The sequence below is a fragment of the Actinomadura logoneensis genome (genome assembly GCF_003428695.1).
Lineage (GTDB): Bacteria > Actinomycetota > Actinomycetes > Streptosporangiales > Streptosporangiaceae > Spirillospora > Spirillospora logoneensis.
On the sequence record NZ_QURH01000475.1, the window covers coordinates 1 to 1,099 of the forward strand.

Sequence of the window (1,099 nt, forward strand, 5' to 3'; positions counted from 1 at the left end):
TGGCGCACGGCCGCCTTCGCCTACGCGGGCGCGGCCGAACACGCCGAGCTCGCCGCGGCCGAGTCCGCGGGCCCGGTCGACAACCCGTCGGCGCTGGCGTTCGCGGCCGGGGTCGCCGCGCTGGACGGCGCGGACCTGGACGGCCCGGTGGTCGCCGAGGCGTTCCCGTCCGGGGCCGCCGCGATCACCGGGGTGCTGCTGGCGTGCGCGACGGCCGGAGCGCACGTCGTCGCCCCCGCCGGGCTGCACGGGCCGGTGCGGTCGGTGCTGACCGGGCTGCTCGCCCGGTTCGGCGTGGAGACCACGTTCGCCGAGCCGTCCGAGGTGGCGGCGGCGATGCGGCCCGCGACCCGGCTGGTGTGGGCCGAGACGCTGTCCGATCCGGAGCTCGCGGTCGCCGACATCCCCGCCCTCGCCGAGATCGCGCACGCGGACGGGGCGCTGCTCGCGGTCGACTCGTCCCGGACGACCCCGGTGGTGTGCCGTCCGCTGGAGCACGGCGCCGACCTCGTGGTGCACGACGCGTCCGGCGGGCTGGGCGGGCACGGCGACGCTTCCGGCGGGGTCGTGGTCGGCGGCGCGCACGTGATGACGGTGGTCCGGCGCGTCCGGGTGGAGACGGGCGCGTCGCTCGCCCCGGACGACGCGTTCCTGCTGCGCCGCGGGCTGGAGACGCTGCCGCTGCGGGTCCGGCGGCAGTGCGACACCGCGAGCGTGTTCGCCGCCGCGCTGGCCAGGCACCCGGCCGTCCAGCGGGTGGAGTACCCGGGCCTGCCGGAGCATCCGGGCCACGGTGTCGCGCGCAGGCTGTTCGACGCGGGGCCCGAGGGCACGCGTTTCGGGGGAGTGGTCACGGTCGTGCCGCACGGCGGTCTCGCCGCGGGGCAGGCGCTGGTGGACGCGGTCCGGCTGGCGCTGGTCGCGGGCGCGGACGGCGGCGTCCGGACGAGCGTCGCGCACGCCGCGACCGGGACGCCCGGTGCCGATCCGGCCGCCGTCCGGTTCACCGTCGGCCTGGAGGACGCCGCCGACCTCGTCCGCGACGTCGGGCGGGCGCTGGACACGGTCGCGCGGGTGACCGGCCGGGAGACCGACGCCC

Annotated in this window: 1 protein-coding gene; it reads left to right on the plus strand. The window is 79.2% G+C overall.

Features of this window, described 5'->3' with window-relative positions:
• The coding region (locus DZF91_RS23425; RefSeq protein ID WP_117359510.1) for a trans-sulfuration enzyme family protein at positions 1 to 1,099 on the plus strand (1,099 nt) is incomplete at both ends.